Source organism: Pseudonocardia oceani (genome assembly GCF_019263585.2).
GTDB classification, from domain to species: Bacteria; Actinomycetota; Actinomycetes; order Mycobacteriales; family Pseudonocardiaceae; genus Pseudonocardia; species Pseudonocardia oceani.
In genome coordinates, this window is the sequence record NZ_JADQDF010000001.1 from 2,246,342 (window position 1) to 2,259,543 (window position 13,202).

General features: G+C 75.7%; 12 protein-coding genes. 5 read left to right on the forward strand and 7 right to left on the reverse strand.

Annotated elements, in window-relative coordinates; genetic code table 11:
* Genes I4I82_RS11170 through I4I82_RS11185 form a run of 4 tightly spaced genes read right to left on the reverse strand, consistent with a single transcriptional unit; the run spans window position 1 to window position 5,441 of the window.
* Window positions 1-525 (reverse strand): type III secretion system chaperone family protein, encoded by a 525-nt coding sequence (locus I4I82_RS11170; protein ID WP_372451362.1) that lies wholly within the window; start codon window positions 523-525, stop codon window positions 1-3.
* Window positions 522-1,820 carry a D-inositol-3-phosphate glycosyltransferase gene (gene mshA / locus I4I82_RS11175; protein ID WP_218590047.1) on the reverse strand — a complete coding sequence of 433 codons (1,299 nt, stop codon included), beginning with the start codon at window positions 1,818-1,820 and terminating at the stop codon, window positions 522-524. Before mshA ends, I4I82_RS11170 begins: the two co-directional genes overlap by 4 nt.
* A gap of 7 nt (window positions 1,821-1,827) precedes the next feature.
* Complete coding sequence (locus I4I82_RS11180; RefSeq protein ID WP_218590048.1) at window positions 1,828-4,653, reverse strand: sacsin N-terminal ATP-binding-like domain-containing protein; 2,826 nt, start codon at window positions 4,651-4,653, stop codon at window positions 1,828-1,830.
* Complete coding sequence (locus tag I4I82_RS11185; RefSeq protein WP_226369988.1) at window positions 4,650-5,441, reverse strand: DUF3027 domain-containing protein; 792 nt, start codon at window positions 5,439-5,441, stop codon at window positions 4,650-4,652. Before I4I82_RS11185 ends, I4I82_RS11180 begins: the two co-directional genes overlap by 4 nt.
* Window positions 5,442-5,468: 27 nt before the next feature.
* Between I4I82_RS11185 and I4I82_RS11190 the strand changes: the two genes are divergently transcribed.
* The 3 genes from I4I82_RS11190 to I4I82_RS11200 are packed head-to-tail and all read left to right on the forward strand — an operon-like array spanning window position 5,469 to window position 8,467.
* Window positions 5,469-6,263: a glutaminyl-peptide cyclotransferase gene (locus I4I82_RS11190; RefSeq protein ID WP_218590049.1), complete on the forward strand. Its 795-nt coding sequence runs from the start codon at window positions 5,469-5,471 to the stop codon at window positions 6,261-6,263.
* Between the two features lie 38 nt (window positions 6,264-6,301).
* The gene (locus I4I82_RS11195) at window positions 6,302-7,990 is read left to right on the forward strand and encodes an MFS transporter (RefSeq protein WP_226369989.1); all 1,689 of its coding nucleotides are present in this window, start codon (window positions 6,302-6,304) and stop codon (window positions 7,988-7,990) included.
* A gap of 9 nt (window positions 7,991-7,999) precedes the next feature.
* Window positions 8,000-8,467, forward strand: a complete 468-nt coding sequence (locus I4I82_RS11200) for a DUF2771 family protein (protein ID WP_218593055.1) — start codon at window positions 8,000-8,002, stop codon at window positions 8,465-8,467.
* Between the two features lie 3 nt (window positions 8,468-8,470).
* On the opposite strand, the gene I4I82_RS11205 is transcribed toward I4I82_RS11200, so the two are convergent.
* Complete coding sequence (locus I4I82_RS11205; protein ID WP_218593054.1) at window positions 8,471-8,860, reverse strand: cold-shock protein; 390 nt, start codon at window positions 8,858-8,860, stop codon at window positions 8,471-8,473.
* 174 nt (window positions 8,861-9,034) lie between these two features.
* On the opposite strand from I4I82_RS11205, the gene I4I82_RS11210 reads away from it, so the two are divergent.
* The gene (locus I4I82_RS11210) at window positions 9,035-10,207 is read left to right on the forward strand and encodes a cytochrome P450 (RefSeq protein ID WP_218593053.1); all 1,173 of its coding nucleotides are present in this window, start codon (window positions 9,035-9,037) and stop codon (window positions 10,205-10,207) included.
* A gap of 109 nt (window positions 10,208-10,316) precedes the next feature.
* Entirely contained in the window at window positions 10,317-11,216 is a 900-nt protein-coding gene (locus I4I82_RS11215; protein WP_308112778.1) for a slipin family protein, read from the forward strand.
* A 21-nt stretch (window positions 11,217-11,237) separates the two neighbouring features.
* Here the strand turns inward: I4I82_RS11215 and I4I82_RS11220 are convergent, their stop codons facing one another.
* Window positions 11,238-11,438 carry a DUF1707 SHOCT-like domain-containing protein gene (locus tag I4I82_RS11220; protein ID WP_226369990.1) on the reverse strand — a complete coding sequence of 67 codons (201 nt, stop codon included), beginning with the start codon at window positions 11,436-11,438 and terminating at the stop codon, window positions 11,238-11,240.
* Between the two features lie 34 nt (window positions 11,439-11,472).
* Window positions 11,473-13,131, reverse strand: coding sequence for an AMP-binding protein (locus I4I82_RS11225; protein ID WP_275948772.1), 1,659 nt, complete (start codon window positions 13,129-13,131; stop codon window positions 11,473-11,475).
* Between the last annotated feature and the right edge of the window lie 71 nt (window positions 13,132-13,202).

Consider the following 13,202-nt stretch of genomic DNA (forward strand, 5'->3'; position numbering starts at 1 on the left):
CTAGCGGAACAGGTGCTCGAAGGCCTGGAGGTTAGCGGTGGACTCGCCGCGCTCGGAGCGCCAGGCGTGCTCGCGGCGGATGGAGCTCGCGAAACCCAGTTCCAGGAGGGTGTTGAAGTCGCCGTCGGCGGCCTCGAGGACCTGCCCGAGCACGCGGTCGATCTCGTCGGGCGTGACCGCGTGCAGGGCGATGCGGCCGGTGAGGTGGATGTCGCCGATCCGGTCGAGCGTGTAGTGCACGCCGTAGAGCCGGGCGTTGCGCTGCAGCAGGAACCGGTAGACGTTCTCGAACTCCTCGTCCGGGCGCCGGCACACGAACGCCTGCACGAACACGGCGTGGTCGCGGACGACGAGCCAGCAGTGCGTCTGCAGACGGGCGGTGCCGGGGAGGGTGACGAGGAACTGGCCCGGCTCGCGGCGGTGGTGGTCGACGTCGAGGTCCGCCAGCGCGGCGGCGATGACGGCGTCGGTGTCGCTGCCGGGGCTGTTCGGGATCTCGGGCGGCTTCGGGATCTCGGGCGTCACAGCGCGATCATCCCCGCCGGCACCCCCTGGCGCTCGGCGAACTCGGCGGCCGCACCCGTGTAGGTGTCGAGCAGCGACTCGGTGGTGCGGTCCCAGGAGAAGCGGCGCGCGTGGCCCACCGCGGCGGCGCCGAGGACGTCGCGGCGCTGCAGTGCGTCGCGCAGCGCGTCGGCCCACTGCCCGGAGCCGTGACCGGGCACGAGCAGCCCGGAGCGCCCGTCGGCGACGGCGACCGGGAGCCCGCCGACGCGCGCGGCCACGACCGGCGTGCCGCACGCCTGCGCCTCCAGCGCAACGAGCCCGAACGACTCGTTGTGACTCGGGACGGCGACGAGGTCGGCCGAGCGGTAGACGTCGACGAGGCCGGTGCCGCGCTGCGGCGGCAGGAACCGGAGCACGTCGGTGATGCCCAGGCTCGCGCCCAGCTGCTGCAGCGACGTCGGCTCGGCCAGCCCGCTGCCCGACGGACCGCCCGCCACGAGGACGACGAGCCGCTCGCGCAGGCCCGGGTCGCGGCGCAGCATCTCGGCGGCCGCGCGCAGCAGCACGTCGGGGGCCTTGAGCGGCTGGATGCGCCCGACGAACGCGAGCACGACGGCGTCGGGGGCGATGCCCAGCGCGCGGCGGGCGGAGGCACGGTCGCCGGGGACGAACCGGTCGAGGTCGACGCCCGGTGGGATCGTGACGACGCGGCCGGGGTCGGCGCCGTAGAGCTCGACGAGCTCGCGGGCCTCGGACTCGGTGTTGCCGATCAGCCGGTCGGCCTCGGCGACGACCTGGTCCTCGCCGATCACCCGCACCATCGGCTCGGGCTCGTCGCCCGCGGCCAGCGCGGCGTTCTTGACGCGAGCGAGCGTGTGCGCGCTGTGCACGAGCGGCACGCCCCAGCGGTCGCGGGCGAGCCAGCCGACCTGGCCGGAGAGCCAGTAGTGGGAGTGCACGACGTCGTAGTGGCCCGGGTCGTGGTGGGCCTCGGTGCGCAGGACGCCCGCGGTGAACGCGCAGAGCTGGCTGGGCAGGTCGTTCTTGCCCAGCCCCTCGAACGGGCCGGCTGCGATGTGGCGCACGAGGACGCCGGGTGCGAGCTCGGCCACCGGCGGGTGCTCCGACGACGTGGCGCGCGTGAAGACCTCCACCTCGACGCCCCGCTCGGCCATCCGCCGCGCGGTCTCGACGATGTAGACGTTCATGCCGCCCGCGTCGCCCGTGCCCGGTTGCTCCAGCGGCGAGGTGTGCACGGACAGCACACTGACGCGACGGGGCCGGCGGTGGAGAGTCACACCTCTGTGTAGCACGTGTCCTTCACTCGGCAAGCAGGGCGAGCAGCGCACGCAGGGGATCCTCGGCGTGCCACCCGCCGGCGCCGTCGGGCCAGACGGGGACGCGGAACCGGCCGGTGACGGGCCGCGTGACGTCGACCCGCAGCTCGTCGTGGCGGATCACCGAGCCCTCCGGGACGGCGACGCCGAGCGTGTGGCAGGCCACGACGACCTCGGCGACGTCGGTCCACGGCACGGCGCTCCCCGTCCCCTCGACGGCGCCGGCGACGACGTCGGTGGCGAGCGGGAGGTCGAGGAGATCGGCCAGCAGTCCGGGGTCACCGCCCGCCACGAGCTCGCCCGCCGGGAGGACCGAGGCGGGCCACGGCGCATCGAGGACCACGGCGACGTCGACGGACACGACCGAGCCGTCGAGCGCCCGCACGCGCTCGGGGGCGTCGAGGTCGGCCGGGTCCACGCGCCCGGCGGCGACGGCGTCGGTCAGGGCGATGTGGGCCTCGGCCACCAGCGCGACGTCGGGGTGGCGGGCGGGGTCGGCGAGGCGGTCGAGGAGGTCGGCGGCGCCGCGGGCGTCGGCGACGGTGAGGTCGGCCCGCACGCCGACGGCCCGCCAGACGTCCTCCAGCCCGTGAGCGGCGATCGTGGCTGGGGCCACGGTTGCCGCGCACGGGTCGTAGAGGGCCGCGATGGTCGTCGCCGTGGGCAGCCGCCAGTGGTCGGGCCGTCGTCCGTCGAGCCGCGCGTGGCGGGCCAGCCACCAGAGCGTGTAGCCCTCCCGCAGCGCCTCACGGGTCTCGCGCCCGGCGGCGAGCAGGGCGAGGGCGGCGGGCCAGGCCCCGTCGGCGACGAGGTCGAGGTCGCGCACCGCCACCAGCCGCCGCGGCGGCTCCGGCTGCGCGTCCCACCAGCGCTCCTCGTCGTCGAGGTCGTGGTCGGGACCGGTCGGCTCCTCGTCGACGACGACGGCGAACCCGTCCACCACCCCGACGGCGACGAGCGCGGCCCGGTCGGCCCACGGCGCGTCGACGACGCCGAGGGGCGGGTCGTCGCCGAGCAGCGGGGCGAGCGCGGCGTCGGGCAGCATCAGCTCGTCGGCGCGGGCCGGGAGGCCGTCGTCGGCGGGCAGCGCGAGCGCGCCGTAGCCGTCGGGGGCGCTGCCGACCCGCTCCACCAGCGCGAGCACCGCCTCCGCGAGCGGGCGGACGTCGAGCCCCGCGTCGGCGTCGTCGAGAGAGCCCTCGACGGCCGCGAGGAGCGCCGGGTGCTCCAGCAGCGCGCGGGCGTCGGCCTCCTGCGCGCCCAGACGCACGAGCAGGGGGTGCACCGCGTCGGGGTGCGCGAGGTGCAGGCCCGGCAGCGGCACGGCGAACTCGGCGCCCGCGGGCAGCAGGACGGTCGGCGGCCCGTGTGCGACGCGGCCGTCGGCGAGCGGCACGGGCAGCGCGCGCAGGTCGTCGGCCAGGCCCGGGACGACGCCCACCAGGGGCGCGAGCGCCGCGTACAGCCCGCGCCACCACGACGGCGGCCGCGACACCCCGCCGAGCCGCTCCACCAGCCCGGCCGGGGACAGCCGCTCCACCTCCAGCGCCGCGGGCGGCGGAGCCGCGGCCAGGTCGGCGAACCCGAGCAGCGCGACGACCTCCTCGGAGCCGGGGAGGTCGAGCCACCGCGCGCGGGCGGGCACCAGCTCGGAGCCGTCGGCGCCGGGCAGCCACGCCGTCGTCCGCAGGGCGTCGACGACGAGCTCGCGCAGCCGCCCGTCGAGCACGGAGCGGGGGAACCCGGGCACGGGGACGAGCGCGGCCCGCTCGGCCGGCGGGGTGGCGCGGACCAGGTCGAGGTAGGCGTCGACGGCCCCGGCCAGCACGGCGTCGGTGCCCGGACCGGTGCGCGCGCGACGCCGGTCGGGCTCCATCGGCACGGTCGCGACCAGCCGCGCGGGCAGCCCGAGGCGCTCGCCGGTGGCGGTGGGCGCGTGGAGGACCTCGTCCTCGCCCAGGGCACCGTCCTCGCCCAGGGCACCGTCGAGGGGGAGCGCCCAGGTCGCCGACCAGTCGAGGCGCCCGCGCTGCTCGGCGGCCCGGTCGGCCGGCGCGTCGAGGCGCCCGGAGCGCCGAGCGAGCCGCCAGCGCCGTCCCGCGACCACCGTCTCGGGCCCGTCGGACGAGCGGCGCAGCACCTCCCCGTCGACGGCGACCTCGTGCAGGTCGGGCAGCGCGAGCAGCAGGTCGGGGGCGTCGGCGCGGGCGCGGGCCAGCAGCGCCGCGGGATCGAGCCCGGGCCGCAGCGGCATCCGGACCTCGGTGTCGAACCCGGCCTCCGGCGTCCCGTCGACGGCCCAGACCAGGCGCAGCACCGGCGGCTCGTCGCGCCGCGCGAGCTCGGCGGCCGCGCCCGGCAGGTCGGCGACCGCGTCCGCGGTGCGCGACGCGGAGAACGCGACACCGCCCGTCGTCGACACGACCCGCGGCGCGTCGGTGACGGCGAGGACCGCTGCGAACCCGACGCCGAACCGGCCGACCGCGTCGGCGTCGCGCTTGGCCGACGCCCGCAGCGACGCGAGCGCGGCGACCCCGGCCGCGTCCAGCGGGGCGCCGGTGTTGGCGACGCGCAGCTCACCGTCGACGAGCGACACGGCGATCCGGCCGGGGACGCCCGCCGCGCGGGCGGCGTCGGCGGCGTTCTGGGCCAGCTCGACGAACCACGCGTCGGCGTAGCCGCCCAGGCGCAGGTCCTCCTCGGCGTTCGCGTCCTCCCGGAAGCGGGTGGGCGAGGAGGCCCAGGCGTCGAGGACCGCCGCCCGGAGAGCATCGGTGCCGAAGGGGTCGGCGCCGGACGGGTCGGTCACGAGGGCGAGGGCACCGGCTCCAGGTCGACCCCGTCGTCGTAGACGAGCTCGGCGACCGCCACCGGCGACGCCGCCGGGGCGGCGACGTCGGAGTGCGCGCCGCAGCCGAACCCGACGGCGACGACGGCGCCGTCGGCGGGCGCGTACTCGTTGCCGCACACGCCGAACGCGCCGCCCATCGACCCGGCCAGCGACAGGTAGAACCCGCAGGTGCCGCAGGAGCCGGGGGCGGCCTTCGCCATGTCGGCGCCGGGGCCGTGCGGCCCGTCGTACCAGCGGTCGGCGGCGGCGTCGCGGCCCGCGCGCGAGAGCACCTTGGTGCGGCCCAGCCCGACCTCGACCACGATCTCGCTGCCGAGCGAGCCGTCGTCGGGCCCCAGGTAGCCGGGCACGAGGCGCTCGTCGTCGTCGGGCGCGGGGAGCAGGTCGCCGACGCCCAGGTCGCCCGGGCGGATCCGCTCGTGCCACGGCACCCACGCGGGAGCGACGACGGCGTCGGGGCCGGGCAGGAGCACGACCTCGCACACGGTGATCGGGCCCTCGTCGGGCTCGCCCTCCGGCCCGGAGGCGACGGTGACCGACCAGCGCCAGCCCCGGTAGCCGCCGTGCTCGGCGGCGAAGTAGTGGGTGAGCGTGCCCGGGTCCTCGACGACGGCCTCGAGGTGCTCGCCGACGGCGTTCTCGGCGCTCGCGCGGCCCAGGTCGGCGGTGGCGTCCTCGACGGCGGCGGCCCTGGCGAGCTCGACGGCGTGAACGAGCCGGGCGGGAGTGGTGGGTTCGGCGCTCACCGCCGTGATTGTGCCACCCTGCCGTCCATGAGCCTCGGGCCGTGCACGACCCTCGGGCGCGCGCTCGTCTGCGCGGCGGTGCTGGCGATGGCGGGCTGCGCCGCGGCGTCGCCCGGGCCCGGAGCGGTGCCGGTGCTGCGGCCCGAGGTGGTCGCGGAGGTCCCGCACGACCCGACGGCCTTCACGCAGGGCTTCGAGATCGCCGACGGCGTCCTCTACGAGGGCACCGGGCTCGTCGGCGCGTCGCAGCTGCGCGAGCTGGACCCGTCGACCGGGGCCGTCCTGCGCTCCGCGCCGCTGCCCGACGACGTGTTCGGCGAGGGCATCACCGTCGTCGGCGACCGCATCTGGCAGCTCACCTGGCAGGACGGCGTCGCCTACGAGTGGGACCGCGCGTCGCTGACGCGGATCCGCGAGGTGCCGCTCGCCGGCGAGGGCTGGGGCCTGTGCACCGGCGACGACGGGCGGCTGGTCCGCTCCGACGGCACGTCCCGCCTGCGCTTCCACGACCCGGTGACGTTCGCCGAGACCGGGTCCGTCGACGTCGCGCAGGACGGGGTGCCGGTGTCGCAGCTCAACGAGCTCGAGTGCGTCGACGGGCAGGTGTACGCGAACGTCTGGCGGACCGACCGGATCGTGCGGGTCGACCCGGCCGACGGGCGGGTCACCGCCGTCGTCGACGCCACCGGCCTGCTCGACCCCGGACAGCGCGCCGGCACCGACGTCCTCAACGGCATCGCCGACGCCGGCGGCGGCGAGCTGCTGCTCACGGGCAAGCTCTGGCCCACGACCTTCCGGGTGCGGCTGGTCCCCGCCGGTTGATGCGCCGCCGGCGGCCCTCGATGCGTCAGAATGAGCGCGTGGCGCGCTCCGGGTTCTCCTTCCTCCGCCGCCGCGGCACGCCCTCCCGGCCTCCGGCGGCGGCGCCGCGCCCCACGGCGCCGTTCCCGGCCCCCGGGGCCGACCCCGCCGGCCGCTACGCGCCCCGCCGCCGCTACCCCTGGCACGACGACCCCGACTACGACCCCGCGCTGCACCGCCGCACCCCGCCGCCGCCCCCGACGTGGTCGCCGCCGCCCGCCCCGGCGTCGCAGACCTGGGTCTCGTCCACGCCGCCGGACGCCCGCGAGGACGTGCGCTGGACCGAGGCCGGGCCGCCGCCGGTGGCCGAGGAGCCCCTGACGGAAAAGGCCGAGGCGCCGACGACGGTCCGGATGCCGCGCAAGCTCACCGTCACGCGCGTGGCCGCCCTGCGCAGCCGCCAGATCACCGGCAACGGCATCCGCGCGTTCCACCGCGCCGCCTCCGCCGACGGGGCGGACCGCTCCGGGCTCACGGCGCTCACCTACGCCACGATGATGACCTACGCCGTCGACGCCGCGGTGGCCGTCGCGCTGGCCAACACGCTGTTCTTCGCCGCCGCGAAGGCGGAGAGCGTCACCAACGTCGCGCTCTACCTGGCCATCACCGTGGCCCCGTTCGCCGTCGTCGCCCCCGTGATCGGGCCGCTGCTCGACCGCCTGCAGCGCGGCCGCCGCGCCGCGCTCGCGGTGTCGTTCGGCGGGCGCGCGGTGCTGGCCGTCGTCATGGCGCTCAACTACGACAACTGGGGCCTCTACCCCGCCGCGCTCGGCGTGATGGTGCTGAGCAAGTCGTTCCAGGTGCTCAAGGCGGCCGTCACGCCGCGGGTGCTGCCCGCGACCATCACCCTGGCCACCACGAACTCGCGGATCACGACGTTCGGGCTCGTCTCCGGCGGCGTGTTCGGGGGCATCGCCGCGGGCATCGCCGCGCTGTTCGGCTCGCCGGGGGCGCTGTTCTTCACCGCCGGCCTCGCCGTGGCCGGGATGCTGCTGTGCCTGCGGATCCCGCGCTGGGTGGAGTCGACGGCCGGCGAGGTGCCCGCCTCCCTGCGCAGCACCGTGCGGGGGCCGCGCCGGTCGGTCAGCCGCGGCGTCGTCGTGGCGCTGTGGGGCAACGGCTCGATGCGCGTGCTCACCGGGTTCCTCACGCTGTTCGTCGCCTTCACGGTGCGGGCCCAGGCGGGCGACGACCCGGCGCGGCAGCTGTTCCTCATCGGTATCGTGGGCGCGGCGGCCGGGATCGGGTCGTTCACCGGCAACGCCGCCGGGTCGCGCCAGCGCTTCGGCCGCGCCGACACCGTGATCGTCTCCTGCATCGCGGTGGCCGTCGCCGCGGCCGTGGTGGCGGCGGTGCTGCCGGGGATCGCGACGGCGGCGGTCGTCGCGCTGGTGGCGTCCACGTGCAGCGCCCTCGCCAAGGTCTGCCTCGACGCGGTGATCCAGCGCGACCTGCCCGAGGAGTCGCGGGCGTCGGCGTTCGGGCGCTCGGAGACGGTGCTGCAGCTGGCCTGGGTGTTCGGCGGCGCGATGGGCGTGCTGCTGCCCCACGACACCTACGGGTTCGGGTTCGTCGTCGCGGCCGCCGTCGTGGCGCTGGGCGGCGTGCAGACCGCGCTCATCGCGCGCGGGCACAGCATCCTGCCGTTCCTGGCGCCGCGGTCGGAGCCGGCCCGCACCCGTCCGTAGGGTGGGCCCGTGCTCCGCCGACTCGTCCCGCTGGTCCTCGCCGCCCCGCTGCTGGTCGCCTGCGGCGCCGGGGGGCCGCCGGACGTCACGTTCGCCGCGGGCGCGCAGAGCGCCGTCGCCGGGCCCACGCAGTACTGCGAGGACGACTTCGTGACCTGCACGAACGACGCCACGGCCCCCGTCACGCTGCCGGTGCCGCCGGGCACGCCGCTACTGGTCACCGTGCCGCCGGCGGTGTCGGAGACGCCGTGGCAGATCGTGTTCACCTACCGCGACGGCGCGGGCGAGCAGGTCGACGAGCGCACCACGGTGTTCGCCCCGCAGGCGCAGGAGTCCTACGCGCTGGAGCTCCCCGCGGACGCCCGCCTGCTCACCGCGCAGGTGCAGCAGTACGGGCCGCCCCCGGAGATCGACGAGACCACCGGCGAGGTCGTGTTCCCGATCCGGTCGAGCTGGGTGCTGACCGTCGCCGGGTAGGGATCAGGAGCCGTCGAGGTCGCGCGCCACCGCGCGGACGACCTCGGCCGCCAGCTTCGCCGTCTTCCGCTCGGGGTAGCGGCCGCGCCGCAGGTCGGGCTGCACCTTGGTGTCCAGCAGCCGGATCATGTCCTCGATCAGGCTGTGCAGGTCCTCGGCGGGGCGGCGCGTCGCCTCCGCCACCGACGGCGGGGAGTCCACCAGCTTCACCTGCAGCGCCTGCGGGCCGCGCCGGCCCTCCGCCATCCCGAACTCGACGCGCTGGCCCGGCTTGAGGGCCTCCACCCCGGCGGGCAGCGCCGCCTTGCGGACGTAGACGTCCTCGCCGCCGTCCTGGGCGAGGAAACCGAATCCCTTGCCGGCGTCGTACCACTTGACCCTGCCGCTCGGCACCTGGTCTCACCCGTTCCTCGATCGTCGGTCCTCGTGCGCCGCGCCCTCGCGACCGCACGACGAACGCGCCCTGATGCCTGGGCCGCCTTCTGGGCCCACCTGCCGACACCGGGACGCGTCGCACCAGCTTAGCCCGCCGGGACCGGTCCGTGCAGCGGCCGCGAGGATGCCCGGATGCACCCCGACGCCGCGACGCGGCACGAGTGGCGGCTGCTGCTCGCCGCCCGACCCGCTCTGGCCGCGCTGCTGCTGGGCGGGCGCGTGGCCGTCCCGATCCGGCGCGTGCCGCGGCTGGGCTGGGTCAGCGCCGACCCGCTGGTCGCCCGCGAGGTGCTCACCGACCACCGCTCGTTCACCCTGCTCGGCGAGGGCGGCGTCGGGCACCTGTGGGCGCAGGTGCTGGGCGACTGGGTGTACGACCTGTTCGACGGCGCCGGCCACCACGACCTGCGGTCCCGCGCGCGCGACCTGTTCACCGAGGCGACGGCCACGGCGCTGGTGCGCGGCGCGTGGTCGCAACGGTTGGAGCGGGCGCGGGAGGCGCTCGCGGCCGGGGAGGTGGTCGACGTCGCCGACCTCGCCCGCGTGCTGGTCGGGCGCATGCTCGCGTCGCTGCTCGGCCTGGGCGGCCTCGACGACGACCGCGCCCGCGCGCTGTTCGCCACCGGCGAGCGCCTGGCCGCGACGGCCCTGGGCAGCGCCGCCGACACCACGCTGACCCCGGCCGCGGTGGCCGGGGCGAAGGCGATCGTCGACGACCTCACCCGCGGCGTCCCCGACGCGTGGGCGCACGCGGGGCCGGAGACGCTGCTGGGCCGCTGCCGCGAGCTCGGCCTCGGGCTGCGGGAGACGACCGGGCTGTCGGCGCTGCTCATGGTGGCGGGCACGGAGACCGCGGCGTCGGCGATGGGGCGGACGGTCGCGCTGCTGCACGACACCGGCGCCCAGCACCGCCTGCTCGCCGACCCGGCCGCGCTGCCCGACGCCGTCCGCGAGGGCCTGCGCGTCACCACGCCCGCCCCGGTGATCGGGCGGTCGGTGCGCCGCGACGTCACGGTGGCCGGGCGGCGGCTGCGCGCCGGCGAGCGGGTCGTTCTCCTGACCTGGACGGCGAACACCGCTCCCGGCGGCTTCGACCTCGACCGCCCCTACCTGCCCGACAACCGCCAGCTCTGGTTCGGCGCGGGCCGCCACCTCTGCCTGGGCGCCCCGCTGGCCCGCGCGGAGCTGGGCGCGGCGCTGCAGACCGTCACCGCGGCCGGGCGACCCTGGACCGTGGTGCGGCGGGCGCCGGCCCGCCGCGCGCTCGTCCCGACCTACCGGGAGCTGGCCGTCCGCCACGTCTGAGCGCTCCGCGAGCTCCACGGGCACCCCGTTCGCGCAGGTACAGTCGGTGGTGTCCGTTACATCCGCTTCGTGGTCGGTGTCCGATCGCACGAGCTGAAGGAGACGGAGCGTGAACATCGCACTCGTCATCATCGCCATCGTCGTGGTCGCCGGCCTGCTGGTCGTCGGCAACAGCTTCCGACTCGTCCAGCAGTACCAGCGGGGGGTCGTCCTGCGGTTCGGCCGCCTGCTCCCCCAGGTCCGGGAACCCGGTCTCCGCATGATCATCCCGTTCGTCGACCAGATGACCAGGGTCCCGGTCCAGACGGTGGTCATGGACGTGCCGTCGCAGGGGGCCATCACCCGCGACAACGTCACGCTCAGCGTCGACGCCGTCGTGTACTTCCGCGTCAAGGACCCGGCGAAGGCCGTGGTCAACGTGGAGAACTACCTCGGTGCCGTCTCCCAGGTCGCGCAGACGTCGCTGCGCTCGGTGATCGGCCGGGCCGACCTCGACACGATCCTGGGCGACCGGGAGAGGGTCAACAGCGAGCTGCGCGCCGTCATCGACACCCCCACCGAGGAGTGGGGCATCACCGTCGACCGGGTCGAGGTCAAGGACGTCGCCCTGCCCGACACGATGCGGCGCTCGATGTCGCGCCAGGCGGAGGCCGAGCGCGACCGCCGCGCCCGGGTCATCGCCGCCGACGGCGAGTACCAGGCGTCGGCGAAGCTCGCGCAGGCCGCCCAGGCCATGAGCGCCACGCCCGGCGCCCTGCAGCTGCGGCTCCTGCAGACCGTCTCCGACGTGGCGGCCGAGCACGGCAACACCCTCGTCATGCCGTTCCCGATCGAGATGCTGCGCTTCTTCGAGCGCAGCGGGGTCCCGCAGGACCAGGCCACGGCCGACGCCGCGCCCGGGGACGCCGCGCCCGCCGCGCTGCGCGCCCCGGCCGACGACGTCGAGCCGTTCGACGTCGACGCGCTGCCCGACGCCCTGCCCTCCGACGGGCAGCTCTCGTCGCGCTAGTGGCTCAGCCGCGCCGGTGACTCACCACAGGTCCCTGGGCAGGTCGGCGGTCAGGTCGCCGAGCTCGCCCAGGGTCCGCGCCGCGTAGACGGCGGTCAGCCGCTCGTCGAACTCCTCGACCGTCAACCGGCCCTCGCCCAGGGCGCGCGCGATCCGGCCCGCCGCGGACTCGCGGTCGGTGTCGGACGCGCGCACCGCCCGCCGTGCGTCGTCGGGTTCCACGCCCCCGAGGATAGGGCCCCGGGGGACGGGTCGGTCAGGCGTTCCGCACCGCCGCCGCGTCCTCGAGACCCAGCAGCCCGACGCTCTTCTCCCGCATCTCGATCTTGCGGACCTTGCCCGTGACCGTCATCGGGAACTCGTCCACCACCATCACGTAGCGCGGGATCTTGTAGTGGGCGAGCTTGCCGGTGGCGAACTCGCGCACCTTCTCGACCGTCAGCTCCTCTGCGCCGTCGCGCAGCGTCACCCAGGCGCACAGCTCCTCGCCGTACTTCGCGTCGGGCACGCCGATGACCTGCGCGTCGAGGATGTCGGGGTGGGTGTAGAGGAACTCCTCGATCTCGCGCGGGTACACGTTCTCGCCGCCGCGGATGACCATGTCCTTGATCCGGCCGGTGATGTTGAGGTAGCCCTCGTCGTCCATGATCCCGATGTCGCCGGTGTGCATCCAGCGGGCGAAGTCGATCGACTCGGCGGTCTTCTCCGGCTCGTTCCAGTAGCCCAGCATCACGGAGTAGCCGCGGGTGCAGAGCTCGCCGGGCTCGCCGCGGGGCAGGGTCAGGCCGGTCTCCGGGTCGACGACCTTGACCTCCAGGTGCGGCCCGACGCGGCCGACGGTGGCGACGCGGCGCTCCAGCGAGTCGTCGACACGGGTCTGCGTGGACACCGGCGACGTCTCGGTCATGCCGTAGCAGATCGAGACCTCGGTCATCCCCATCCGGTCGACGACCTGCTTCATGACCTCGACCGGACACGGCGAGCCGGCCATGATCCCGGTGCGCAGCGACGAGAGGTCGTGGTCGCCGAAGGTGGGGTCGTTGAGCTCGGCGATGAACATCGTGGGCACGCCGTAGAGCGAGGTGCACCGCTCCTGCTGCACCGCGTGCAGCGTGGCCTTCGGGTCGAAGCCCTGGCCGGGGATGACCATCGTCGAGCCGTTGGAGGTGCACGCGAGGTTGCCCATGACCATGCCGAAGCAGTGGTAGAAGGGCACCGGGATGCAGACGCGGTCCTCGGGGCCGTAGCCGCACAGGCGGCCGACGTTGTAGCCGTTGTTGAGGATGTTGTGGTGGCTCAGCGTGGCGCCCTTGGGGAAGCCCGTGGTGCCCGAGGTGTACTGGATGTTGATCGGGTCGTCCGGGCTCAGCTCGGCCTGGCGGCGCGCGAGCTCGGCGGCGTCACCGGTGCGGCCGGGCTCGACGAGCGCGTCCCAGTCGGGGGTGCCGATGAGCACGACCCGGCGCAGGTCGGGGCAGTTCGGCCGGACGTCGGCGATCATCGCCGCGTAGTCGGACGTCTTGAACGCCGTCGCCGCCACGAGCACGGAGATCCCGGCCTGCTTGAGCACGTACTCGAGCTCGTGGGTGCGGTACGCCGGGTTGATGTTGACCAGCACCACGCCGATCTTCGCCGTGGCGTACTGGACCAGCGTCCACTCGGCCACGTTGGGCGCCCAGATGCCGAGCCGGTCGCCCTTCTCCAGGCCCGCCGCCACCAGCCCGAGCGCGACGGCGTCGACCTCGGTGCGCAGCTCGCCGTAGGTCCATCTCCGGCCCGTCGGGACCTCGACCAGCGCGTCGACGTCCGGCTGGGCGAGCGCGGTGCGGTCGAAGTTGTCGCCGATCGTGTCGCCGAGCAGCGGTACCTCCGAGGTACCGGAGGCGTAGGAGGGGACGGCGGGGGCGAGGGACACGGGAAGGCCTTTCACACGACGATGTGGTTCACCGCTCATCCTGCGACGGCGACGGGCCGCCCCGCCACCTC

What these genes read in the sequence shown, in the direction of transcription:
- I4I82_RS11190 (WP_218590049.1), top strand. Translation starts at nt 5,469, where the DNA reads ATGAGCCTCGGGCCGTGCACGACCCTCGGGCGCGCGCTCGTCTGCGCG.
- I4I82_RS11210 (WP_218593053.1), top strand. Translation starts at nt 9,035, where the DNA reads ATGCACCCCGACGCCGCGACGCGGCACGAGTGGCGGCTGCTGCTCGCC.